This is a genomic window from Acidovorax sp. GW458-11-26-14-TSB4 (genome assembly GCF_059423865.1).
Map to the genome: position 1 here is coordinate 54,023 of NZ_JBWKYR010000023.1, position 23,147 is coordinate 77,169.

Annotated in this window: 25 protein-coding genes; 18 read left to right on the forward strand and 7 right to left on the reverse strand. The window is 65.6% G+C overall.

Annotated elements, in window-relative coordinates; translation table 11 throughout:
• Positions 1-205: 205 nt before the first annotated feature.
• A complete protein-coding gene (locus tag AC07X5_RS28005; RefSeq protein ID WP_494772797.1) occupies positions 206-1,420 on the forward strand; it encodes a DesA family fatty acid desaturase in 1,215 nt (404 codons plus the stop codon).
• 571 nt (positions 1,421-1,991) lie between these two features.
• Positions 1,992-3,476, forward strand: a complete 1,485-nt coding sequence (locus tag AC07X5_RS28010) for an aminotransferase-like domain-containing protein (RefSeq protein WP_494772798.1) — start codon at positions 1,992-1,994, stop codon at positions 3,474-3,476.
• A gap of 67 nt (positions 3,477-3,543) precedes the next feature.
• Here AC07X5_RS28010 and rpmG read toward each other — a convergent pair whose 3' ends face one another.
• The 3 genes from rpmG to trxB form a co-directional block, all read right to left on the reverse strand.
• Positions 3,544-3,714, reverse strand: a complete 171-nt coding sequence (gene rpmG / locus AC07X5_RS28015) for a 50S ribosomal protein L33 (RefSeq protein WP_007859760.1) — start codon at positions 3,712-3,714, stop codon at positions 3,544-3,546.
• Between the two features lie 11 nt (positions 3,715-3,725).
• Positions 3,726-3,959, reverse strand: a complete 234-nt coding sequence (gene rpmB / locus AC07X5_RS28020) for a 50S ribosomal protein L28 (RefSeq protein ID WP_007859763.1) — start codon at positions 3,957-3,959, stop codon at positions 3,726-3,728.
• A gap of 247 nt (positions 3,960-4,206) precedes the next feature.
• Positions 4,207-5,160 (reverse strand): thioredoxin-disulfide reductase, encoded by a 954-nt coding sequence (gene trxB / locus AC07X5_RS28025; RefSeq protein WP_494772799.1) that lies wholly within the window; start codon positions 5,158-5,160, stop codon positions 4,207-4,209.
• A gap of 186 nt (positions 5,161-5,346) precedes the next feature.
• On the opposite strand from trxB, the gene AC07X5_RS28030 reads away from it, so the two are divergent.
• Genes AC07X5_RS28030 through lolA form a run of 3 tightly spaced genes read left to right on the forward strand, consistent with a single transcriptional unit; the run spans position 5,347 to position 9,091 of the window.
• Entirely contained in the window at positions 5,347-6,024 is a 678-nt protein-coding gene (locus tag AC07X5_RS28030; RefSeq protein ID WP_409959162.1) for a Crp/Fnr family transcriptional regulator, read from the forward strand.
• A gap of 58 nt (positions 6,025-6,082) precedes the next feature.
• On the forward strand, positions 6,083-8,419 hold the full coding sequence (locus AC07X5_RS28035; protein ID WP_494772800.1) for a DNA translocase FtsK: 2,337 nt from the start codon (positions 6,083-6,085) through the stop codon (positions 8,417-8,419).
• Between the two features lie 39 nt (positions 8,420-8,458).
• The gene (gene lolA, locus AC07X5_RS28040; protein ID WP_494772801.1) at positions 8,459-9,091 is read left to right on the forward strand and encodes an outer membrane lipoprotein periplasmic chaperone LolA; all 633 of its coding nucleotides are present in this window, start codon (positions 8,459-8,461) and stop codon (positions 9,089-9,091) included.
• Positions 9,092-9,105: 14 nt separating this feature from the next.
• Here the strand turns inward: lolA and AC07X5_RS28045 are convergent, their stop codons facing one another.
• A complete protein-coding gene (locus tag AC07X5_RS28045) occupies positions 9,106-9,462 on the reverse strand; it encodes a hypothetical protein (RefSeq protein WP_409954830.1) in 357 nt (118 codons plus the stop codon).
• 227 nt (positions 9,463-9,689) lie between these two features.
• On the opposite strand from AC07X5_RS28045, the gene AC07X5_RS28050 reads away from it, so the two are divergent.
• The 5 genes from AC07X5_RS28050 (at position 9,690) to AC07X5_RS28070 (ending at position 14,902) form a co-directional block, all read left to right on the forward strand.
• Positions 9,690-11,027: a replication-associated recombination protein A gene (locus AC07X5_RS28050; RefSeq protein WP_494772802.1), complete on the forward strand. Its 1,338-nt coding sequence runs from the start codon at positions 9,690-9,692 to the stop codon at positions 11,025-11,027.
• A 321-nt stretch (positions 11,028-11,348) separates the two neighbouring features.
• Entirely contained in the window at positions 11,349-12,278 is a 930-nt protein-coding gene (locus AC07X5_RS28055; RefSeq protein WP_409954828.1) for a branched-chain amino acid ABC transporter permease, read from the forward strand.
• 10 nt (positions 12,279-12,288) lie between these two features.
• A complete protein-coding gene (locus tag AC07X5_RS28060; protein WP_409954827.1) occupies positions 12,289-13,368 on the forward strand; it encodes an ABC transporter permease subunit in 1,080 nt (359 codons plus the stop codon).
• Between the two features lie 20 nt (positions 13,369-13,388).
• The gene (locus AC07X5_RS28065; protein WP_409954826.1) at positions 13,389-14,171 is read left to right on the forward strand and encodes an ABC transporter ATP-binding protein; all 783 of its coding nucleotides are present in this window, start codon (positions 13,389-13,391) and stop codon (positions 14,169-14,171) included.
• 2 nt (positions 14,172-14,173) lie between these two features.
• Entirely contained in the window at positions 14,174-14,902 is a 729-nt protein-coding gene (locus AC07X5_RS28070; protein ID WP_409954825.1) for an ABC transporter ATP-binding protein, read from the forward strand.
• Between the two features lie 82 nt (positions 14,903-14,984).
• Here the strand turns inward: AC07X5_RS28070 and AC07X5_RS28075 are convergent, their stop codons facing one another.
• Positions 14,985-15,596, reverse strand: a complete 612-nt coding sequence (locus tag AC07X5_RS28075) for an outer membrane beta-barrel protein (RefSeq protein WP_494772803.1) — start codon at positions 15,594-15,596, stop codon at positions 14,985-14,987.
• 287 nt (positions 15,597-15,883) lie between these two features.
• On the opposite strand from AC07X5_RS28075, the gene AC07X5_RS28080 reads away from it, so the two are divergent.
• Together AC07X5_RS28080 and AC07X5_RS28085 are read left to right on the forward strand one after the other, a co-directional pair.
• The gene (locus tag AC07X5_RS28080) at positions 15,884-16,531 is read left to right on the forward strand and encodes a DUF47 domain-containing protein (protein WP_409954823.1); all 648 of its coding nucleotides are present in this window, start codon (positions 15,884-15,886) and stop codon (positions 16,529-16,531) included.
• Positions 16,532-16,549: 18 nt separating this feature from the next.
• Complete coding sequence (locus tag AC07X5_RS28085) at positions 16,550-17,560, forward strand: inorganic phosphate transporter (protein WP_409954822.1); 1,011 nt, start codon at positions 16,550-16,552, stop codon at positions 17,558-17,560.
• Positions 17,561-17,626: 66 nt separating this feature from the next.
• Here AC07X5_RS28085 and AC07X5_RS28090 read toward each other — a convergent pair whose 3' ends face one another.
• Together AC07X5_RS28090 and AC07X5_RS28095 are read right to left on the reverse strand one after the other, a co-directional pair.
• A complete protein-coding gene (locus AC07X5_RS28090) occupies positions 17,627-18,073 on the reverse strand; it encodes a TM2 domain-containing protein (RefSeq protein ID WP_409954821.1) in 447 nt (148 codons plus the stop codon).
• A gap of 7 nt (positions 18,074-18,080) precedes the next feature.
• Positions 18,081-18,605, reverse strand: a complete 525-nt coding sequence (locus AC07X5_RS28095) for a GNAT family N-acetyltransferase (RefSeq protein WP_494772804.1) — start codon at positions 18,603-18,605, stop codon at positions 18,081-18,083.
• A 200-nt stretch (positions 18,606-18,805) separates the two neighbouring features.
• On the opposite strand from AC07X5_RS28095, the gene rpsP reads away from it, so the two are divergent.
• From rpsP to AC07X5_RS28125, 6 genes are all read left to right on the forward strand, one after another.
• A complete protein-coding gene (rpsP, locus tag AC07X5_RS28100; protein WP_110533007.1) occupies positions 18,806-19,057 on the forward strand; it encodes a 30S ribosomal protein S16 in 252 nt (83 codons plus the stop codon).
• Between the two features lie 75 nt (positions 19,058-19,132).
• On the forward strand, positions 19,133-19,702 hold the full coding sequence (rimM, locus tag AC07X5_RS28105; protein ID WP_409954819.1) for a ribosome maturation factor RimM: 570 nt from the start codon (positions 19,133-19,135) through the stop codon (positions 19,700-19,702).
• 26 nt (positions 19,703-19,728) lie between these two features.
• A complete protein-coding gene (trmD, locus tag AC07X5_RS28110) occupies positions 19,729-20,487 on the forward strand; it encodes a tRNA (guanosine(37)-N1)-methyltransferase TrmD (RefSeq protein WP_494772805.1) in 759 nt (252 codons plus the stop codon).
• Between the two features lie 151 nt (positions 20,488-20,638).
• Entirely contained in the window at positions 20,639-21,040 is a 402-nt protein-coding gene (rplS, locus tag AC07X5_RS28115; RefSeq protein WP_409954817.1) for a 50S ribosomal protein L19, read from the forward strand.
• 125 nt (positions 21,041-21,165) lie between these two features.
• Positions 21,166-21,864 (forward strand): CoA pyrophosphatase, encoded by a 699-nt coding sequence (locus AC07X5_RS28120; RefSeq protein ID WP_409954816.1) that lies wholly within the window; start codon positions 21,166-21,168, stop codon positions 21,862-21,864.
• A gap of 181 nt (positions 21,865-22,045) precedes the next feature.
• Positions 22,046-23,032 carry a CobD/CbiB family protein gene (locus AC07X5_RS28125; protein WP_494772806.1) on the forward strand — a complete coding sequence of 329 codons (987 nt, stop codon included), beginning with the start codon at positions 22,046-22,048 and terminating at the stop codon, positions 23,030-23,032.
• Positions 23,033-23,147 lie beyond the last annotated feature (115 nt).

The following is a 23,147-nucleotide window of genomic DNA, read 5'->3' on the forward strand; positions in this document are numbered from 1 at the left end:
CTGGACCATTGTTCCGGGGCGAGGTGGTCCCTGTACGGACAGGGCTCTGGCACGGTGGTTGCATGGGCCTTGTCGCGCAAGCGACGCAGGGGCTATTTCACCGTGAATACTGTGGATAAGCGCTGATCCAAAACAGCGGCCGCCCTTTAAAATTCGGAACCTGCCGCCGCTGGCGGCCGGGTGTTTTGCACAAGGTTTTCTCACTATGCTGTTACCCGACTGGGTTGTACTGAACGCGGCCATCGACTGGCTGGGCCATGGGCTGTGGAATCTCGCCTGGTGGGAGATCGTTCTCTACACCCTGGCGACGACGCACGTCACCATTGCGGCCGTCACCATCTTCCTGCACCGCTCGCAGGCCCACCGTTCGGTGGACCTGCATGCCATTCCCTCGCACTTCTTCCGCTTCTGGCTGTGGGTGGGTACCGGCATGCTGACCAAGGAATGGGTCGCCATCCACCGCAAACACCACGCCAAGTGCGAAACCGCCGACGACCCGCACAGCCCGCAGACGCGCGGCCTCGATACCGTGATGTGGCGTGGTGCCGAGCTGTACCGTGCCGAAGCCAAGAACGCCGAGACCTTGAAGAAGTTCGGCCACGGCACGCCCGATGACTGGGTGGAGCGCAACGTCTACTCCCGTTTCCCCTGGCAGGGCGTGGGCCTGATGCTGGTGCTGAACCTGGCACTGTTCGGAGCCATCGGCGCGGCCGTCTGGGCGGTGCAGATGCTGTGGATTCCGTTCTGGGCCGCTGGTGTGGTCAACGGCGTAGGCCACTACTGGGGCTACCGCAACTTCGAGGCGACCGACGCCAGCACCAACCTCTCGCCCTGGGGGGTGATCATCGGTGGCGAAGAGCTGCACAACAACCACCATACCTACCCCACCTCGGCCAAGTTCTCGGTCAAGCCCTATGAGTTCGACATCGGCTGGGTTTACATCAGCCTGATGAAGAAGGTGGGCTGGGCCACCGTGAAGAAGGTGCCGCCCAAGCTGCTGCGCGGCGACGTCAAGCCCGTGGCCGATGAGAAGACGCTGGAGGCGCTGATCGCCAACCGCTACGAGGTCATGGCCGGCTATGCCCGCGGCGTGCGCCAGGCTTGCCGCGAAGAGATCGCTGCGCTGCAGGCGCGCCAGGCCGATGCCTCGGTGCTCAAGGCGGCCAAGCGCTGGCTGCACCGTGACGCCGAGAAGGTGCCCGCCAATGCCCAGTCCCAGCTGGCCCAGGTGCGCGCGGCGCACCCGGCCCTGGACAAGATGGTCACGATGCGCGAAGAGCTGCGCCAGATGTGGCTCAACACCACGCAGTCGCGCGAGCAGCTCACGGCCGACCTGCAGGCTTGGTGCCGCCGTGCCGAAGAAAGCGGCATTGCCGCCCTGCGCGACTTCTCGATCAGCCTGCGGGCTGCGCGCGCCTGACGAGCAGTTTTCTCAGGCTGTGCCGAAGCCGCTGCAGGGCCCCGTGCCCTGGGCGGCTTTTTTCATGGCTGTGCGTTCCGGACAGCGCCACGCCCTGTTCTGCGGGGGCACTCAGCTCAAGGGTGGCGGGCGCTTCGCCGGCCTCGATGCTTATCCAGTCTGCTTGCGGACTGCGCCATGCGGTGTGGGGGCGCAGGCGGGGCGGTGGCGGCTGACCCCCGGGCGCCGTGGTTGCGGTGCGCAGCAGGACGGTGCCCGACAGGCTGCGCAGCTCACAGCCGGCGTCCAGCCAGACCAGGCGGCCTTGGCCAATGCCCAGGGCCAGGCGTTGCACGCCCTCCGCAGGGCGGTGAAGGGGCTGTGCCCGACGACTTGCGCCGGTGGCGGCGGGGGATGGGGGGAGGTGCTGCTGTTTCATGCCTCCAGCGTAGAACCGACGCCTGCTTCGCAACAGGCACAGAAACCGGACGGGCGAGGCAGAGCAGGCCATGGATTTGTGCCCTGTTGAGGTCGATTCTTGGATGGCCTGTATCTGTTCTGGTAGCAGATTTCGGCGCATCATCGGCTCGCCATGCCCATAGCCTTCGACGACAGCCTTCCCCTGTACCGCCAACTGGCCGACCACTACCAGCAGGCGGTGGCCCAGGGCGTGCTGCTGCCCGGCACGCGCATGCCGTCGGTGCGCGAGCTGATGCAGCGCCACGGCGTGAGCCTGTCGACCGCGCTGCAGGCGCTGCGCACCCTGGAGGAGCAGGGCAGCGTGCTGGCGCGTCCCCGCGTCGGCTATTTCGTGCAGGACCACCGGGTGCACCTGCTGGACCACAGCAGCGAGCCCGACCCGCGCTGTCCGGTGCAGCAGATCGACGGGGCCCAGTTCGCGGGCATCAACGAGCGCATCTCGCTGTGGCTGGAGCAGGGGCGCAGGGCCCAGGTGCGCGTGGACCTGGGGGCTGCCATGCCTGCGCCCGAGCTGTTCGACCACCTCACCCTGAACCGGATCGGCGCCGCGCTGCTGCGCGAGTTTCCCGAGATACTGGTGCAGGGCCATTCGCGGCCGGGCACCCATCCGCTGTTCCAGGCGGCCATGGCCCGGCAGGCGCTGGATGTCGGCGTGAACGTGGCGCCGCAGGAGGTGATGGCCACCCTGGGCAATTCGGACGCTGTGAACCTGGCGCTCGCGGCGGTGACCGAGCGCGGCGACGTGGTGGCCGTGGAATCCCCCACCTTCTACGGTGTGCTGCAGGCCGTGGAGACGCAGAACCTGCGTGCGCTGGAGATTCCCAGCAGTGCGCGCACCGGCATCTCGCTCGACGCCCTGGAACTGGCCGTGCAGAGCGAACCGCGGTTGAAGGCGGTGGTCGTCGTGCCGCACCTGCAGATGCCCAATGGTGCGCTCATGCCCGACAGCCACAAGGAGCGGCTGGTGGCCTTCTGCCGGCGCCACGGCCTGGCGCTGATCGAGGACGACATCTACCGCGAGCTGGTCGATGCACCCGTGCTCCAGCGCCCGCTCAAGGCCTGGGACGAGACCGGCCAGGTGATCTACTGCGTGTCCTTCAACAAGACGCTGGCGCCGGGCCTGCGCCAGGGCTGGATGAACGGCGGGCGCTGGCACGAGCGCATCCAGATCCTCAAGTTCGCGCGCACCCGCAACATGCAGGTCTGGGCCCAGTTGCTGGCGGCGCGCACCGTGGGCACGCCCGCCCATGAGCGCCACCTGCGGCGCTTTCGCGCGGCCCTCAGGGTGCAGCGCGAGCGCAGCGTGCAGATGGTGGCGCGGCATTTTCCGCAGGGCACGCGCCTGTCGATTCCGCCCGGCGGGCTCAGCCTGTGGATCGAACTGCCGGCGGGCGTGTCGTCCATGGTGCTGTTCGAGCAGGCCCTGGCCCTGGGCATCCGCGTGGCGCCGGGGCCGATCTTTTCGAATTCGGGGCGCTACGAGGGCTTTCTGCGCCTGAGCTGCGGCCTGCCGTTCTCGCCCGAGGTGGAGTGGGCCTATGGTGAGCTGGGGCGCCTGCTGCACGAGCAGGTGGGTGCACTGCGGCAGGCTGCGTGATCCCGGTGCCAAAGAAAAAGCCGCCGGGCGACTGCCGGGCGGCTTTTTCTGGGGGAACCGGGCTGAATTACTTCAGCTTGATTTCCTTGTACTCCACATGCTTGCGTGCCTTGGGATCAAACTTCATGATCAGCATCTTTTCGGGCATGGTCTTCTTGTTCTTCGTCGTCGTGTAGAAGTGGCCGGTACCCGCAGTGGATTCCAGCTTGATCTTGTCGCGTCCGCCTTTGCTTGCCATGGTGTTTCTCCTTAAGCCTGGCCACGTGCGCGCAGGTCTGCGAGCACCGAGTCAATACCGTTCTTGTCGATCAAACGCAGGGCAGCGCTCGAAACGCGCAGGCGAACCCAGCGGTTTTCGGTCTCGACCCAGAAACGGCGGTATTGCAGGTTCGGCAGGAACCGGCGCTTGGTTTTGTTGTTGGCGTGGGAAACGTTGTTCCCGACCATGGGCTTCTTGCCCGTTACGTCGCAGACGCGTGCCATGAGGACACTCCGATACTGTTCAACGGCCGTTCGCCCGGTGCCCCTGGGGGATCTCCCAAGGGCTCGGCTTGCGGCCTCACCTCGCCAGAAAGGGTGGCGGTAACCCCGGGCAGCCAGAAAAAGATGCCCGATTTGGATTTTTGCCTGCAAGAAAACGGGTAGCAGATACCCGCCTGAATTCAGGAAAGCCTCGGATTATAGCGACTTGCGCACAGGGGCGTCAAATCGCACCCCGGGGCGGCGCTTTTCACTCCTGCTGTTCGAGGAAGCGCTGGGCGTCCAGCGCGGCCATGCAGCCCGTGCCGGCGCTGGTGATGGCCTGGCGGTACACATGGTCCGCCACGTCGCCGGCCGCGAACACGCCGGGTACGCTGGTCTGCGTGGCAAATCCCTTCAGGCCGCCCTGGGTGATCAGGTAGCCGCCTTCCATCTCCAGCTGGCCCTTGAAGATGTCGGTGTTGGGGGAATGTCCGATGGCGATGAAGCAGCCATGCAGCGTGATGTCCTCGGTGCTGCCATCCTTGGTGCTCTTGATGCGGATGCCGGTCACGCCGGTGGCGTCGCCCAGCACCTCGTCCAGGGTGTTGAAGAGCTTGAGCTCGATCTTGCCTGCGGCGACCTTCTCGTTGAGCTTGTCCACCAGGATGGGCTCGGCCTTGAACTTGTCGCGCCGGTGCACCATGGTGACCTTGCTGGCGATGTTGGACAGATACAACGCTTCCTCGACGGCCGTGTTGCCGCCGCCGACCACGGCCACGGGCTTGTCGCGGTAGAAGAAACCATCGCAGGTGGCGCAGCCCGACACGCCGCGGCCCATGAAGGCCTCTTCGGAGGGCAGGCCCAGGTACTTGGCCGAGGCGCCGGTCGCCAGGATCAGCGCGTCGCAGGTGTAGGTGCCGCTGTCACCGATGAGGGTGAAGGGGCGCTTGCTGAAGTCGACCTGGTTGATGTGGTCGAAGATGACCTGGGTCTTGAAGCGCTCGGCGTGCTCCAGGAAGCGCTGCATCAGCTCCGGTCCCTGCACGCCGTTCACGTCGGCGGGCCAGTTGTCGACTTCCGTCGTGGTCATCAGCTGGCCACCCTGGGACATGCCGGTGATCAGCACCGGATTGAGGTTGGCGCGCGCTGCATAGACCGCTGCGGTGTAGCCGGCCGGGCCGGAGCCTAGGATCAGAACTTTCGCGTGTTGGGTGGTAGACATGGTAAAAGCCTGTGTTTTGCGCCCGCTACACGGGGCGCTGTTGGGAAAGCTGGGGGGCGGGGCGCCAGTATCAACCGCGCTCGGTCTTCGCACGCCGCCCCAATTTCAATCACGGCGATTGTAAGAACCGATCAATAACCCGATGCGGCACCGGTGGAGCCGCGCCTTTCGAGAGGAGAAGTTTCCATGTCAACGATGTTGTCCAACCTGGACCTGCTGCGCCGGGTGCCACTGTTCTCGCTGCTCACCATGCCGCAGGCCGAGGTGATCAGCGGTGCCGTGGTCAAGAAGCGCTTCAAGCGCGGGGAGGCGCTGGTCGAGCAGGGGCAGCGGTCGAACACGCTGTTCATCCTGCTCACCGGGCGGGCGCGCGTGATGACGGCCGACAGCCGCGGGCGCGAGGTGATCCTGGCCACCCTGTCCCAGGGCGACTACCTGGGCGAGATGAGCATCATCGACAACGAACCCCACTCGGCCACGGTGCGCGCCGAGGTGCAGACCGACGTGCTGATGCTCGGGCGCACCGAGTTCGCGCGCTGCCTGACCGAGAACGCCTCCATGTCGCTGGTGGTCATGCGCGGCCTGGTCAAGCGCCTGCGCCACGCCGACCGCAAGATCGAATCCCTGGCCCTGCTGGACGTGTACGGCCGCGTGGCCCATGCGCTGCTGGACTTTGCCACCACCGATGCGCAGGGCCTGCGCATCATCCGCGACAAGATCTCGCGCCAGGACCTGGCCAAGATGGTCGGCGCTTCGCGCGAGATGGTCAGCCGTGTCATGAAAGATCTGGAAGAGCGTGGTTTCATCGAGGTGCTGCCCACCGGCGCCACCGTGCTCAAGGACCGGCTGGACGCCCTGGGCTGAGCTTCCCCGGGCTGTGCTCCCAGGGGAGTGGGGCATGCGGTAAGCTTGCCCGGCGCTTATGACTTATTCACTCAATACCCTGAATGCATCCTCTGCCGCGAAGTCGCCGCCCCGTTCAGGCGCGGCCCGCTTCGGGCATGAAATCGGCCTGCTGATAGGCCTGCTGGCCCTGGTGTTCTGGCTGCTGGCGCTGGTCAGCTATTCGGCGCAGGACGCCGCCTGGTCGTCCTCGGGCCCTTCGGATGCGCGTGCCGTGGCCAACTGGGCCGGCCGCCTGGGCGCGTGGCTGGCCGATGGCAGCTACTTTGCCCTGGGTTTTTCCGTCTGGTGGTGCGTGGCGGCCGGCGTGCGCTCGTGGCTGGCATCGCTGGCGCGCTGGATGCGCGGCGGCGAGGTGCTGCCCGGTGCCGTGAGCCCGATGGCCCGGCGGGCCTTGTTCTGGGGCGGTCTGGCGCTGCTGATGTGTGCCAGCACGGCGCTCGAATGGTCGCGCCTGTACCGCTTTGAATCTTTCCTGCCTGGCCACGCTGGGGGCGTGCTCGGCTACCTCACGGGGCCGGCCAGCGTCAAATGGCTGGGCTTCACCGGCTCGGCCCTGCTGTGCTTCGTGCTGGCTGTGCTGGGCGCCGCGCTGGCGTTCCGATTCTCCTGGGGCCATGTGGCCGAGGTGCTGGGCGGGCGCATCGACGCGCTGGTGCAGTCGCGCCGCACGCAGCGCGAGGTGGCCAAGGATGTGGCCGTGGGCCGCAAGGCCGCGCGCGAGCGGGCCGTGGTGGTGCAGGAAGAGAAGACCGAGAGCGAGGAGCAGCACCCGCAGCCGGTGCAGATCATCGAGCCCATCCTGGTCGACGTGCCGCAGAGCACCCGCGTGGTCAAGGAGCGGCAAAAGCCCCTGTTCACCGACATGCCCGACAGCAAGCTGCCGCTGGTGGACCTGCTCGATGGCGCCCTGCAGCGCCAGGAGACCGTGGCGCCCGAGACGCTGGAGATGACCAGCCGCCTGATCGAGAAGAAGCTCAAGGACTTTGGCGTGGAGGTGCGCGTGGTCGCGGCCATGCCCGGCCCGGTGATCACGCGCTACGAGATCGAGCCCGCCACGGGCGTCAAGGGATCGCAGATCGTGGGCCTGGCCAAAGACCTGGCGCGTTCGCTGAGCCTGGTGTCCATCCGCGTGGTGGAGACCATCCCCGGCAAGAACTACATGGCGCTGGAGTTGCCCAACGCCAAGCGCCAGTCGATCCGCCTGTCCGAGATCCTGGGCTCGCAGGTCTACCACGAGGCCAAGAGCATGCTCACCATGGGCCTGGGCAAGGACATCGTGGGCAACCCGGTGGTGGCCGACCTGGCCAAGATGCCGCACGTGCTGGTGGCCGGTACCACGGGCTCGGGGAAGTCGGTGGGGATCAATGCCATGATCCTGTCGCTGCTGTACAAGGCCGAGGCGCGCGACGTGCGCCTGTTGATGATCGACCCCAAGATGCTGGAAATGTCGGTCTACGAAGGCATTCCGCACCTGCTGGCGCCCGTGGTCACCGACATGAAGCAGGCTGCCAACGGCCTGAACTGGTGCGTGGCCGAGATGGAGCGCCGCTACAAGCTCATGAGCAAGCTCGGCGTGCGCAACCTGGCCGGCTACAACACCAAGATCGACGAGGCCAAGGCGCGCGAGGAGTTCATCTACAACCCCTTCAGCCTCACGCCCGAGGAGCCCGAGCCGCTGCAGCGCCTGCCGCACATCGTGGTCGTCATCGACGAGCTGGCCGACCTGATGATGGTGGTCGGCAAGAAAATCGAAGAGCTGATCGCGCGCCTGGCGCAGAAGGCCCGTGCCGCCGGCATCCACCTGATCCTGGCCACCCAGCGCCCCAGCGTGGACGTGATCACCGGCCTGATCAAAGCCAACATCCCGACGCGCATCGCCTTCCAGGTGAGCAGCAAGATCGACAGCCGCACCATCCTTGACCAGATGGGGGCCGAAGCGCTGCTGGGCATGGGCGACATGCTCTACATGGCCAGCGGCACGGGCCTGCCGATCCGCGTGCATGGTGCCTTCGTCTCGGACGAGGAAGTGCACCGTGTCGTCCATTACCTCAAGGAGCAAGGGGCACCGGACTACATAGAAGGCGTGCTCGAAGGCGGAACTGTGGATGGCGACGGCGATCTGTCAGGGGAGGGTGGTGGCGGCGAGGGGGGTGAAAAAGACCCCATGTACGACCAGGCCGTGGAAGTGGTCCTCAAGGACCGCAAGGCCAGCATCTCCTACGTCCAGCGCAAGCTGCGCATCGGCTACAACCGCTCGGCGCGCCTGCTGGAGGACATGGAGAAGGCCGGCCTGGTCAGTGGCCTCACCGCCAGCGGCCAGCGCGAAGTGCTGGTGCCTGCACGCCCCGAATAAGGTGTTGCGGGCCCATGCCCCAACCCAAGGAGTCTATTTTTGAAAAAAGTTGTGACAGCCATCGTGATCGCGGCCAGTGCCCAGTGGGCCAGCGCAGACGGGCTCAAGAGCCTGGAATCCTTCATGAAGAGCACCCAGACCGGCCGTGCCGAATTCACCCAGGTGGTGACCTCGCCGCCCAAGGAGGGCCAGACGGCGCGCACCAAGAATTCCAGCGGCTCGTTCGAGTTCCAGCGCCCGAACCGCTTCAAGTTCGTCTACAAGAAGCCCTTCGAGCAGACCATCGTGGCCGACGGCCAGACCCTGTGGCTGCATGATGTGGACCTCAACCAAGTGACGCAGCGCGCCCAGGCGCAGGCCCTTGGCACCACGCCGGCCGCACTGCTGGCCTCGGCGCCGGACCTGTCGGCGCTCAAGGCCGATTTCACGCTCGAGGCAGCGCCCGAGGCCGATGGCCTGCAGTGGGTGCTGGCGCGGCCCAAGGCCAAGGACGGGCAACTGCAGAGCGTGCGCGTGGGCTTTGCGGGCGAGCAGCTCGCCGCCCTCGATATCCTGGACAGCTTTGGCCAGCGCTCGGCCATCCGCTTCAGCGGCATGCAGGCCAATCCGGCGCTGCCGGCCGGCACCTTCCAGTTCAAGCCGCCCGCCGGGGCAGACGTGGTCAAGCAGTAGGACTGCCGCAGTGCCTATTTCTTCTGGATGACGCCGCGCGCATAGCCGCCGTGCGCCGAGGGCAGCACCATGCAGATCATGGCGCGGCCCTGCTGCTTGTCCAACTGCTGGACCACGGTGCGCTGCTCGTCGTAGTCCTCGCCGGCACGCAGGTCCGCCGCGGTCTTCTTGATGCGCTTGAGCAGGTCCTGCACCTTGTCGTCGTTGATGGCGAGGTTCGGGCAGTTCTTGGCCGCGAAGTCGGCCGACGCGAGGGCCGAGCCCAGCTGGGCCTCGATGGCCTCGGCTTCGGTCACATCGGCATGGGCCGTGGCGCACAGCAGGGCGGCGCCCAGCAGCAGGGAAAAGCGGTGGAAGGCAGCTGGCTTCATGGGTCAGGAGGGTCCAAGGTGCAAAGATGGATGGGGGATGGATTGTGCCCATCCCGAAAAGCGCTCGTTTATAAGCGATGGACCGCAGCCCCTTGTCGCGTGGACGCGTGCCAAGGTTACAAATTGCAGCCGGATCCCTATGGTGGAATGGAGGCCGCCCATCCGCAGCTGTGCCTTCGTGCCCTCCATCCCCCGAACATCCTCCTCGTTTCGCTTCCATTGATCCCATGAGTACGTCCCGCAGTTCCCCGCCGCCGTCCACCGCTGCCCACCAGCCGCTGGCCGAGCGCCTGCGCCCGCGCACGCTGGGCGAGGTCATCGGGCAGCAGCAGGTGCTCGGCCCGGGCATGCCGCTGCGCCTGGCGTTCGAGTCGGGGCGCCCACACAGCTGCATCCTGTGGGGGCCGCCGGGGGTGGGCAAGACCACCATCGCGCGGCTCATGGCCGATGCCTTCGATGCGCAGTTCATCAGCATCAGCGCGGTGCTGGGCGGGGTCAAGGACATCCGCGAGGCCGTGGAGCGGGCCGAGCTGGCACGCGACGGCCTCATGCAGCAGCGCACCATCGTCTTCGTCGATGAGGTGCACCGCTTCAACAAGAGCCAGCAGGACGCGTTCTTGCCGCACGTGGAAAGCGGGCTGTTCACCTTCATCGGCGCGACCACCGAGAACCCTTCGTTCGAGGTCAACTCGGCCCTGTTGTCGCGCGCCGCGGTCTACGTGCTGCAGCCGCTGTCGGCCGAAGACCTGCAGCAGCTCGTGGCGCTGGCCCAGCAGCAGGGGGCCCTGCCGGCCATCGAGCAGGCGGCCATCGACCGGCTCGTCGCCTATGCCGACGGCGATGCCCGGCGCCTGCTGAACACGCTGGAAACCCTGGCCATGGCGGCTGCGCAAGAGAAGCTCTCCGAGATCATGGACGAATGGCTGCTCAAGGTGCTGGGCGAGCGCATGCGCCGCTACGACAAGGGCGGCGAGCAGTTCTACGACACCATCAGCGCGCTGCACAAATCCGTGCGGGGCTCGGATCCCGATGCCGCGCTGTACTGGCTGGTGCGCATGCTCGATGGTGGGGCCGACCCGCGCTACATGGCGCGGCGCCTGGTGCGCATGGCCAGCGAGGACATCGGCCTGGCCGACCCGCGCGCCTTGCGCCTGGCGCTCGATGCTGCCGAGGTCTATGAGCGGCTGGGCACGCCCGAGGGCGAGCTGGCCTTGGCCGAATGCGTGGTCTACCTGGCCGTGGCACCCAAGTCGAATGCGGTCTACAAGGCCTACAACGCCGCACGTGCCTGGGTGAAGCAAGATGGCACACGCCCGGTGCCCATGCACCTGCGCAATGCACCGACCAAGCTCATGAAACAGCTCGATTACGGCAAGGGCTATCGCTACGCGCACGACGAAGAGGATGGTTTCGCAGCCGGAGAAAACTACCTGCCCGAAGGCATGGCACAGCCCGGTTTCTACCAGCCGGTGGAGCGCGGGCTCGAAATCAAGATTGCACAAAAACTGCGTGGGCTGCGTGAGCGCAATGCGATCGCCGACGACCCGGTCCTGCCCGAGGAGTAAGTGCGGCACGGGCGTATGCTGCGCCCGGAATTGCGTTTATGCCGATATTGCATGGGTCTGGTAATAAGTCCGCTCAGCAATATTCTTGCGTGCATCAAAATTACTTATGTACCCGGGCGGTCACTGATGGACCTGAGAACCCGAGGGAAAACCCCGCCAAAGCCGCTGGGGGCCTCCTGACACTACTGGCTACAATCCCGTCCACAAACCCGCACAGCTGCATCTCTGGCGGGTTTTTTGCTAGATGGCAGTCGGGCCCACAAGGCTGTACCGATTCCGGTGCCTGCGCTTGGGGTGCGTTACAAACGAAGGACTTCTCTTATGGACATTTTGCTGCAGCAGATCATCAACGGTCTGGTTCTCGGCAGCATGTACGCCTTGATAGCCTTGGGCTATACGATGGTGTACGGCATTATTCAACTGATCAATTTCGCCCACGGCGAAGTGCTCATGATCGGTGCACTCACCAGCTGGAGCTGTATCGGGCTAATGCAAGGGGCCATGCCCGGCGCACCCGGCTGGCTGATCCTGCTGCTGGCGACCATCATTGCCTGCGTGGTCGCTGCCACCCTGAATTTCGTGATTGAAAAAGTCGCCTACCGGCCGCTGCGCAGCAGCCCGCGCCTGGCCCCCCTGATCACCGCGATCGGCATGTCCATCCTGCTGCAGACGCTGGCCATGATCATCTGGAAGCCCAACTACAAGCCCTATCCGACGATGCTGCCCAGCTCGCCGTTCCAGATCGGCGGCGCCTTCATCACCCCCACCCAGATCCTGATCCTGGGCGTGACCGCGATCGCGCTGGCTTCGCTGGTCTACCTGGTGAACCACACCAACCTGGGTCGCGCCATGCGCGCCACGGCCGAGAACCCCCGCGTCGCCTCGCTGATGGGCGTCAAACCCGACATGGTGATCTCGGCCACCTTCATCATCGGTGCCGTGCTGGCGGCCATCGCCGGCATCATGTACGCCTCCAACTACGGTACGGCGCAGCACACCATGGGCTTCCTGCCCGGCCTCAAGGCCTTCACGGCGGCCGTGTTCGGCGGCATCGGCAACCTGGCCGGCGCGGTGGTCGGCGGCATCCTGCTGGGCCTGATCGAAGCCATCGGCTCGGGCTACATCGGCACCCTCACGGGCGGCCTGCTGGGCAGCCACTACACCGACATCTTTGCATTCATCGTGCTGATCATCATCCTCACGCTGCGTCCTTCGGGTCTGCTGGGTGAGCGTGTGGCCGACCGAGCCTGAGGACCCTGTCATGAAGAACAACAACCTTGCCAAATGGGTCGTTGGCGGCATCGCGCTGCTGATCCTCCCGCTGATCCTGCAATTCTTCGGCAACGCCTGGGTGCGCATCGCCGACCTGGCCCTGCTGTACGTGATGCTGGCCCTGGGCCTGAACATCGTGGTCGGCTACGCCGGCCTGCTCGACCTGGGCTACGTGGCCTTCTACGCCGTGGGTGCCTACCTGTTCGCGTTGATGGCGTCGCCCCACCTGGCCGACACCTTCGCGGCCTTCGCTGCCATGTTCCCCAACGGCCTGCACACCTCGCTGTGGCTGGTGATACCGCTGGCGGCGTTGATAGCAGCCCTGTTCGGGGCCCTGCTCGGGGCGCCCACGCTCAAGCTGCGCGGTGACTACCTGGCCATCGTGACGCTGGGCTTCGGTGAAATCATCCGCATCTTCCTGAACAACCTGGACCACCCCGTCAACCTGACCAACGGCCCCAAGGGCCTGGGCCAGATCGACTCGGTCAAGATCTTCGGCCTGGACCTGGGCAAGCGCCTGGAGCTGTTCGGCTTCGACATCAACTCGGTCACGCTGTACTACTACCTGTTCCTGGTGCTGGTGATCATCAGCATCGTCATCTGCTACCGCCTGCAGGACTCGCGCATCGGCCGCGCCTGGATGGCCATCCGAGAAGACGAGATCGCCGCCAAGGCCATGGGCATCAACACCCGCAACCTCAAGCTGCTGGCCTTCGGCATGGGCGCCTCGTTCGGCGGCGTGTCCGGTGCCATGTTCGGTGCCTTCCAGGGCTTCGTCTCGCCCGAATCGTTCAGCCTGATGGAGTCGGTCATGATCGTCGCCATGGTGGTGCTGGGCGGTATCGGCCACATCCCCGGCGTGATCCTGGGCGCCGTGCTGCTGTCGGCCCTGCCCGAAGTGCTGCGCTACGTTGCCGGCCCGCTGCAGGCCATGACCGACGGTCGCCTGGACTCCGCCATCCTGCGCCAGTTCCTGATTGCCGTGGCGATGATCGTCATCATGCTGATGCGCCCCCGCGGCCTGTGGCCCGCGCCGGAGCACGGCAAGAGCCTCACGCAGAAGTCCTGAACACCGCAGAAAGTTAGAACATGGCAGAGAAATCCAACGATGTGGTGCTGAAGGTTGCGGGCATTTCCAAGCGCTTCGGCGGCTTGCAGGCCCTCTCCGACGTGGGCATCACCATAGAGCGCGGCCAGGTCTATGGCCTGATCGGTCCCAACGGCGCAGGCAAGACCACGTTCTTCAACGTGATCACCGGCCTGTACACGCCCGACAGCGGCACGTTCGAGCTCGCAGGCAAGCCCTATGAGCCCACGGCCGTGCACGAAGTGGCCAAGGCGGGGATTGCCCGCACCTTCCAGAACATCCGCCTGTTCGCCGAAATGACGGCGCTCGAGAACGTGATGGTGGGCCGCCACATCCGCACCAAGTCCGGCCTGGTGGGCGCGGTGTTCCGCACCAAGGGCTTCAAGGAAGAAGAAGCGGCCATCGCCAAGCGCGCGCAGGAACTGCTCGACTACGTGGGCATCGGCAGGTTCGCCGACTACAAGGCGCGCACGCTGAGCTACGGCGACCAGCGCCGCCTGGAAATCGCCCGTGCCCTGGCCACCGACCCCCAGCTGATCGCGCTGGACGAGCCCGCCGCCGGCATGAACGCCACCGAGAAGGTGCAGCTGCGCGAGCTGATCGACCGCATCCGCAACGACAACCGCACCATCTTGCTGATCGAACACGACGTGAAGCTGGTGATGGGCCTGTGCGACCGCGTGACCGTGCTCGACTACGGCAAGCAGATCGCCGAAGGCAACCCAGCCGACGTGCAGAAGAACGAAAAAGTGATTGAGGCCTATCTGGGCACCGGAGGACACTGAGAATGGCCGAAAAATCCAACAAGGTACTGCTGCAGGTCAAGGGCCTGAAGGTGGCCTACGGCGGTATCCAGGCCGTCAAGGGCGTGGACTTCGAAGTGCGCGAGGGCGAGCTGGTCTCGCTCATCGGCTCCAATGGCGCCGGCAAGACCACCACCATGAAGGCCATCACCGGCACGCTGCCCATGGGCGATGGCGACATCGAGTACCTGGGCAAGAGCATCAAGGGCAAGGGCGCCTGGGACCTGGTCAAGGAAGGACTGGTCATGGTGCCCGAAGGCCGCGGCGTGTTCGCGCGCATGACCATCACCGAGAACCTGCAGATGGGCGCCTACATCCGCAAGGACAAGGCCGGCATCCTGGCCGACATCGAGAAGATGTTCACCATCTTCCCGCGCCTGCGCGAGCGCAAGGACCAGCTGGCCGGCACCATGTCGGGCGGCGAGCAGCAGATGCTGGCCATGGGCCGTGCACTGATGAGCCAGCCCAAGGTGCTGCTGCTGGACGAGCCCTCCATGGGCCTGTCGCCCATCATGGTGGACAAGATCTTCGAGGTGGTGCGCGACGTGTACGCCCTGGGCGTGACCATCGTGCTGGTGGAGCAGAACGCCAGCCGCGCACTGGCGATCGCCGACCGCGGGTACGTGATGGAGTCGGGCCTGATCACCATGACCGGCCCGGGCCAGCAGCTGCTGAGCGACCCCAAGGTGCGTGCCGCCTACCTGGGCGAATAAGCGCTTCCCTGCAGACGAAAAAAATGCCGCCCCGATGGGCGGCATTTTTCATGGCAGGTACGGGCGAGCCCGGACTCAGGACTCAGTACTTGTACTGCACGCCCAGCGTCGTCATCTTCACGCCCGAGTTGTCGTCGGCAAAGTGGAACTTGTGGCGCTCCCACTCCACCACGGCAGCCCACTGCTGGTTGAAGTTCCAGCGGGCGCCCAGGCCGTAGGACAGGCCGAAGCCGCTGTCCTTGCCGGTGTTGACGCCCAGGCCCGAGAAACCCGAGGTGCGCGTACGGCCATAGGTGGTACCGACCTTGCCGAACAGGTCGAACTGCTCGTTCAGCGGGGCCCGGCCGACCAGGCTCAGGTTGACGCCCTGGGCCTTGGTGGTGCCGCCCAGGCGATGCGCCTTGCCGGCATTCAGATAGCTCAGCTCGACGCCGGCATTGGGGTGGAAATAGCCACCGGTGGAGAGCTTCCAGGCCGAGTCGGAGTCGTCGAAGCCCAGGCCCGTGCCTGCCGGGCCGGCATTCAGGTCGTAGTTGGAGCGGCCGCCGCTCAGGCCGAAGTAGCCTTGCTGCGTATACGGAATGAAGGAATCGCGTTGCTTTTGCGTGTTGGTGCTGCTCTGGGCGTGCACGGCGCCGGAGGCGGCGCAGGCAGCCGCCACCAGCCAGGGAATCAGTCGGAGCGAAGAGGACATGGGTGTAATCCTTGGAGTGTGGGGAAACTCGGCGGGCCAAAGGTGGCAGATGTCCGCGAGGCGAGTGCCCAATCTAAGGTGCTGCCCTATCGCACGCTGTAGGACTGGGAGTACGGCGCGGGTAGGCCCACCCCGGGGATGTGGGCCCCGCTCTGGTCGCCGCGACGGTCCCGGGGAGGCGGCGGCGACCCGGCGGTTAAACTCGCAACAGTCACGCTGATGTCATTTTTTTGTAACGACATCGTCATTTTCAAGAAATCCCACCCCCCGTTCCAGGAGCCTGTTCCATGCTGTTTGCCAAGCTGTTGCCACGCGAAGGCAATTTTTTCGAGATGTTCAACCAGCATGCGGACCGCATCGTGGAGGCGGCGCGTGCCTTTTCGCAACTGGTGGCCAATTACAACGACCCGCATCTGCGCGACAAGTACAACCAGGACGTGGACAACGCCGAGCGCGCCGCCGACCGCGTGACGCACGAGGTCAACAAGGCCATCCACAAGACCTTCATCACGCCCATCGACCGTGAGCAGATCCACACGCTGATCAACACCATGGACGATGTGGCCGACCTGATCCAGGACTCGGCCGAAACCATGGCGCTGTACGACGTGCGCCACATGACGGACGAGATCTCGCGCCTGACGGACCTGAGCCTCAAGTGCTGTGAGCGCCTGCGTGACGCCGTGAAGCTGCTCGACAAGATCGCCGACCCTTCCGTGGCCGAAGCGGCCCTCAAGACCTGTGAGGAGATCGACCGGCTCGAGTCCGACGCCGACCGCGTGATGCGCAGCGCCATGAGCAAGCTGTTCCGCGAAGAGCCCGACGTGCGCGAGGTCATCAAGCTCAAGGCGATCTACGAACTGCTGGAAACCATCACCGACAAGTGCGAGGACGTGGCCAACTGCATCGAGGGCATCGTCCTCGAGAACTCCTGATCGGCAGGGCCAGCCAGCATGGAAACCGTACAAGCAGCCCTGTGGGTTGTCATTCTGCTCGTCGTCCTCGCGCTCCTGTTCGACTTCATGAACGGGTTCCACGATGCCGCCAATTCGATTGCCACGGTGGTCTCCACCGGCGTGCTCAAGCCCGCGCAGGCGGTGCTGTTCGCGGCGTTCTTCAATTTCGTGGCGATCTTCGTGTTCCACCTGAGCGTGGCCGCCACGGTGGGCAAGGGCATCGTGCAGCCCGGCATCGTCGACACCCACGTGGTGTTCGGTGCCCTGGTGGGCGCCATCACCTGGAACGTGATCACCTGGTACTACGGCATTCCCAGCAGCTCCTCGCATGCGCTGATCGGCGGCATTGTGGGCGCGGTGATTGCCAAGGCCGGCGCGGGCGCGCTGGTCTCCACCGGCATCCTCAAGACCGTGGCCTTCATCTTCGTCTCGCCCCTGCTGGGCTTTGCGCTCGGTTCGCTGATGATGGTGGCTGTGGCCTGGATCTTCCGGCGTTCCAGGCCGAGCAAGGTGGACAAATGGTTCCGGCGCCTGCAACTGGTCTCGGCCGGGGCCTACAGCTTGGGCCACGGCGGCAATGATGCGCAAAAGACCATCGGCATCATCTGGCTGCTGCTGATTGCCACGGGCTATGCCTCGTCGACCGATGCCTCGCCGCCCACCTGGACCATCGTGAGCTGCTACCTGGCCATCGGCCTCGGAACCATGTTCGGCGGCTGGCGCATCGTCAAGACCATGGGCCAGAAGATCACCAAGCTCAAGCCGGTGGGCGGCTTCTGCGCCGAGACCGGCGGGGCGCTCACGCTGTTCCTGGCCACTACGCTGGGCATCCCGGTGTCCACCACCCACACCATCACCGGCGCCATCGTCGGCGTGGGTTCCACCCAGCGCGCGAGCGCCGTGCGCTGGGGCGTGGCCGGCAACATCGTCTGGGCCTGGGTGCTGACCATCCCCGCCAGTGCCTTCGTCGCCGCCATCGCCTACTGGGTGAGCCTGCAGCTGTACTGATCCGCTGCACGCAACCAGAAAAAGCCCCCGTGATCGTTTTCCGGGGGCTTTTCCTGTCTTTGGAGCCTACTGCGAGATCTTGCGCGCCTCTTCGATCTGGTACTCGAAGTAGCGCTGGAAGCTGAAGGCGATGCTGGCCATCAGCACCGTGGTGCCCAGCAGCAGCGAAAGCACGATGGCGCCGATGGTGAGCCAGCGCGTCTGGCCGGCGGGAGCCTCCTGCGCCGCAGCGGGGTTGAAGCGCGAATTCCAACGCTCGGGCGTCATCAGGCCGTAGAGGATGGCGCGCAGGGCGCAACCCGCGATGGTGAAGCCCAGCAGCGGTATCAGCATCCAGCTGTAGTGGTCGTCCTGGCCGAACTGCTGCACACGCTGGATGCCGTACAGGCCCAGCGCCGTGGGGATGGGCAGCAGCCAGCCCAGCAGGTCGCCCAGGCCATGCAGGTAGAAGCGGTGCAGGCCGAGCGGGCCGCCGATGAAGGCCAGCCAGGCCGCCAGGGTCTTGTTTTTCATGGGGGGATTATTCCGGCGAAGTGGTGTCGCCTGCGCCCAAGGCCTTTTCCATGAGCACGATGTCGCGCCAGGCGCCGAATTTCCAGCCCATGGAGCGCAACACGCCCGCCTCGGTGAAGCCCAGGGCACGGTGCACGCCGATGGAACCGGCATTGGCCGAATCACCGATCACGGCCAGCAGCTTGCGCACGCCGGCCGCCTCGGCCTGCACGATCAGCGCGGCCAGAAGCTGCCGGCCCAGGCCCATGCCGCGGGCGCTGTCGGCCACGTAGATCGAGTCCTCGGCCGAAAAACGGTAGGCCGGGCGCGGCTTGAACCAGTTGGCGTAGGCAAAGCCCAGCACCTGGCCGTCCTCCCGCTCGGCCACCAGCCAGGGCAGGCCGCGGCCCAGCACGTCGGCGCGTCGGCCCGCCATGTCGGCCTCGGTGGGGGGATCGATCTCGAAGGTGCCCGTGCCGTGCAGCACGTGGTGGGCATAGATGGCGGTGATGGCCGGCAGGTCGGCGTCGGTGCTGGGGCGGATGGAGGGCATTGCGGGTGGCGTGGAAAGCACTTTGGAGCGCTCGCCAAAGTGTATGGCGCGTTCTATCGGGGAAAGGGATATAATCGCGGGCTTTGCAGCGTGTCGCTGGCCGGGTGGCCATGTCGCGTGTCTCAAGCGTTGCGAATATGGTTGCGAACACTGTGGCTTTTGGCAGGGATTGCCAGGACCCACCACCCGAAGGATAAATCATGGTCGTCATTCGACTCTCCCGCGGCGGCTCCAAGGGCCGTCCATTTTTCAACATCGTCGTCGCCGACAAGCGCGTGCGCCGCGATGGCCGCTTCATCGAGCGCCTGGGCTTCTACAACCCCACCGCCAAGGAAACCGAAGAAGGCCTGCGCATCGCCCAGGACCGCCTGACGTACTGGAAGAGCGTGGGCGCCCAGTCCTCGCCTACCGTGGACCGCCTGATCAAGCAAGCCGCCAAGAAGGCTGCTTAAAGCTCCCTGAAAAGGGCGGGTTCCGTCGGCTTGCCGGGCGGAACCCGCCCTTTTCCTATTTCCGAGACCTCTTCCATGGCCACGAACCTGACCCTCGAACCCGCAGAACTGCCTGCCGACGCCGTCGAAGTGGGGCGCATTGCCGATGCCTGGGGCATCAAGGGCTGGTTCAAGGTGCTGCCGCACAGCAGCAACCCCGAGGCGTTGTTCTCCGCCAAGCGCTGGTACCTGCAGCCCTCGGAGCGGGGCGCCAAGACCTTCACGGGCACGGTGATCTTGCCCATCCGCCAGGCCAAGGACCATTCGGACACTGTGGTGGCCTGGGCCCAGGGCATCGACGACCGCAACGGCGCCGAGGCGCTGCGTGGCGCGCGCATCTTCGTGCCGCGCTCGAGTTTCCCCTCGACCGCCACCGACGAGTACTACTGGGTGGACCTGATCGGCCTGGCCGTGGTCAACCGCGAGGGGCTGGCCCTGGGCACTGTGCGCGAACTGCTCTCCACCGGCCCCCAGACCGTGCTGGTGATCGACTACGAAGAGGCTGGCAAGGCGCAGGAGCGCATGATTCCCTTCGTCTCCAACTTTGTCGACAAGGTCGAGCTGCCCGAAAAGCGCATCACCGTCGACTGGCAGCCCGACTACTGAGCGGCCGTCCCCGGTCGCCGAGCGCCATGCGCTTTGACATCATCACCCTGTTCCCCGAGCTGTTCGCTCCTTTTCTGGCCAGCGGCGTGACCCGCCGCGCCTATGCCGGCGGCCAGGTCGACGTGCAGCTGTGGAACCCGCGCGACCACGCCGAGGGCAACTACCGCCGGGTCGACGACCGTCCCTTTGGCGGCGGCCCCGGCATGGTGATGCTGGCCGAGCCCTTGGCGCAATGCCTTGCGGCCATCCGCGCAGAACGCGCCGAACCGGACGAAGCCCGGGCGCCGCTGGTGCTGTTTTCGCCCATCGGCGCCACGCTGGACCACCCTGCCGTGGAGCGCTGGTCCGCCAGCGCGGGCGCCGTGTTGCTGTGCGGCCGGTACGAGGGCATCGACCAGCGCTTCATCGATGCCCATGTGGACCTGCAGATCAGCCTGGGTGATTTCGTGCTCTCGGGCGGCGAAATCGCCGCCATGGCCCTGCTCGACGCCGTGGCTCGCCTGCAGCCCGGTGTGCTCAACGACGAGGGCAGCCACCAGCTCGACAGCTTCAACCCCGCGCTCGATGGCCTGCTCGACTGCCCCCATTACACCCGGCCCGAGGAATGGGCCGGCCAGGCCGTGCCGGCTGCGCTGATGTCCGGCCACCATGCGCAGATAGAGCGCTGGCGGCGCGACCAGCGCCTGGCCATCACTGCGCGCCACCGTCCCGAACTGATCGCTGCAGCCCGCGAGGCGGGCCGCATCACGGCTGCGGACGAGGCTGTATTGGCCAAATTGCGCTGACTTGCTATAATCAAAGGCTTTTCGATCCTCTGGCCGGCCGTTTTGCTGGAAGGCAGGTGGGGCATGCAGGCCCTGTTTGCTGGTGCGAAACACTGAGACGTCAATCCCGACGCTGCCATTTTTGGCGCGGACATGATCGTTGGATGTAAAAATGAACCTGATTCAGACCCTGGAAGCGGAAGAAATCGCCCGCTTGAACAAGACCATTCCCGAATTCGCCCCTGGTGACACCGTCATCGTGAGCGTGAACGTGGTGGAAGGTACCCGCAAGCGCGTGCAGGCTTACGAAGGCGTGGTGATTGCCAAGCGCAATCGCGGCCTGAACAGCGGCTTCACCGTGCGCAAGATCTCCAGCGGCGAAGGCGTGGAGCGTACGTTCCAGACCTACAGCCCGCTGATCGCCGGCATCGAAGTCAAGCGCCGTGGTGACGTGCGCCGTGCCAAGCTGTACTACCTGCGTGACCGCAGCGGCAAGTCGGCACGTATCAAGGAAAAGCTGCCACAGCGTGTCAACAAGGCTGCCGCTGCTGCCGCAGCTGCTACTGCCGCCTGAGGACTGGACCCGTCCAGACAAGCCGCTACAGCCAGCCTGTAGCGGCTTTTTGCTTTTTGCCGCCCCACTTTCGTCCACAACGCCCACCGCCCCTTGCCACTGCAGTGAAACCATCGATCAGCCCTGTGTCCTCTGTCATTCCACCCCTGTCCACGCTGCCCGACTTCGATCCGCGCAAGGTGCCTGTGGTGGGGGTGGATGCACACCTTCCGGCTGTCCCTCTGGCCGCCCAGACGCCCGGGGCCTTGCGCCTGCGGTTCGCGCATCCGCCGCAGTGGGAGCCTGAGGTGGTGCTGGAGCGCAAGTTCGCCAACCGCGAGCCGGCCCATGCCTCGGTGCTGCTGGCCATCGTGCTGCGCGAGCAGCCCATGGTGCTGTTGACCGAGCGCACGGCGCACCTGTCCACGCATTCGGGGCAGATCGCCTTCCCCGGTGGCCGTGCCGACCCCGAGGATGCCGACCCGGCGGACACCGCGCTGCGTGAGGCTGAAGAAGAAGTGGGGCTCGACCGCCGGTACGTCGAGGTGCTGGGGTCGCTGCCCGTCTACGTCACGGGCACCTCCTTCATCATCACCCCCGTGGTCGCACTGGTGCAGCCCGACTGCGTGCTCACGCCCAACCCCTACGAGGTGGCCGACCTGTTCGAGGTGCCGCTGGCCTTTCTGCTCGACCCGGCGAATCACCAGCGCCACCGGCTGGAGTGGCAGGGGCAGGCCCGCGAATGGTTCTCCATGCCCTACCAGGATGGTGAGAAGAACCACCATATCTGGGGCGCCACGGCGGGCATGCTGCGCAACTTCTACCGGTTCATGCTGGCTGGATGACGCCTGCCTGAGTCGGCTGCGGCGCCTTCCCCCAGGGGGACGCCCCCAGTTCGGCGGGGCGGCCTTTAACGGGGGGAAGGGCTGGCCCAGGTCGCGCCAGTGTCGTGGAGGGTGGTCCATGGGGAGGCCGTTGAACGTAAACCTGCTCTGTGGATGCGCAGCGCCAGTATCATTGGCGCCCATGAGTTTCTTCGCCATCCTGTTCGCTCTGCTGATCGAGCAGGCCCGCCCGCTGGCCCGCAGCAACCCCATCCACGCCGGCCTGCGTGCATGGGCCTTGTCGGTGAGCCGCAATTTCGACGCCGGCAAGTCGCACCACGGCTGGGTGGCCTGGGGCTTGGCGGTGCTCGTCCCCTCCCTGGTCGTGCTGGCCATCCACTGGCTGCTGCTGTGGGGGCTGGGCTGGCCGTTCGCCGTGCTCTGGAGTGTGGCGGTGCTCTACATCACCCTGGGTTTCCGGCAGTTCAGCCACCATTTCACGGGCATCCGCGATGCGCTGGAAGAGGGCAATGAGGATGCTGCGCGTGAGCGCCTGGCCCACTGGCAGCAGGTGGACGTGGGTCTGCTGCCGCGCAGCGAGATCGTGCGCCACGTGATCGAGTATTCGGTGCTGGCCGCCCACCGCCATGTGTTCGGTGTGCTGGCCTGGTTTTCGGTGCTGGCGGCGCTGGGGCTCGGCCCCACGGGCGCGGTGCTCTACCGCCTGGCCGAGTTCGCCTCGCGCTACTGGCACTACCGCCAGCGCATGGGCTCCCAGCCCGCGAGCGAATCGCTGCAGCGCGCTTCAGCCCAGGCCTGGACGCTGGTTGACTGGGTGCCTGCGCGTCTTACCGCACTGAGCTTTGCAGTGGTCGGCAGTTTCGAGGAGGCCATCGAGGGCTGGCGTTTCCATGCGCAGCGGTTTCCCAATGACAACGATGGGGTGGTGCTGGCTGCTACTGCTGGGGCCATCAACGTTCGCCTTGGAGGCGAGGCGCTCAAGGCACGGTCGGTGCTGCATACGCCGCAGGGGCTGGAGATCGATGCGGACATGGGGGATAGCGACTCGACCCCTGGGCGGGAGCCTGAGGTGGGGCATTTGCGCAGTGTTGTTGGCTTGGTGTGGCGGTCGGTGGTGGTGTGGATGCTGCTGCTGGCTTTGTTGACGTTGGCTCGGTTGTTGGGCTGACGATCTTTGCTGGCTTCTTGCTCGTTTTGAGGGCGGAGGCCGGGATGTGCGCCCGGCGGCGCACCTACTTTCTTTTTGCGCAAAAAGAAAGTAGGCAAAGAAACAGCGCCCCGCT